The following is a 357-nucleotide window of genomic DNA, read 5'->3' as shown; positions in this document are numbered from 1 at the left end:
GGGGTGAAGGGGTGGATAAGGGGCGGGGGAACGGGTAGGGGCGGCGGGGGCGGAAAAGGCTCTACGCCAGCCCCCGCCGGGCGACCGCCGGAGGGCGATGGCCCGCGATGGTCGCCACCATGTCCAGCACCTGGCGGGTCTCCGCGACCTCGTGCACCCGGTACACCTGCGCCCCCAGCCACGCCGACACCGCGGTGGTCGCCAGCGTCCCGACCACCCGCTCCTTCACCGGCTTGTCCAGCGTCTCCCCGACGAAGTCCTTGTTGGACAGCGACACCAGCACAGGCCACCCGGTGGACACCATCTCCCCCAACCGCCGCGTCGCCTCAAGACTGTGCCTGTCCCTTATACCCATCT

At 70.6% G+C, this 357-nt stretch carries 1 protein-coding gene; it reads right to left on the bottom strand.

All coding sequences use genetic code 11. The features are described 5' to 3' along the window. Nucleotides 1–61: 61 nt before the first annotated feature. A partial coding sequence (locus HLK59_RS50375) for a dihydropteroate synthase (RefSeq protein ID WP_171148377.1) occupies nt 62–357 on the bottom strand: 296 nt, incomplete at its 5' end.

This window comes from Streptomyces sp. S3(2020), assembly GCF_013044505.1.
GTDB lineage: Bacteria > Actinomycetota > Actinomycetes > Streptomycetales > Streptomycetaceae > Streptomyces.
Note: the sequence above shows the minus strand (reverse complement) of the source record. Positions and strands in the feature narration are given on the sequence as shown.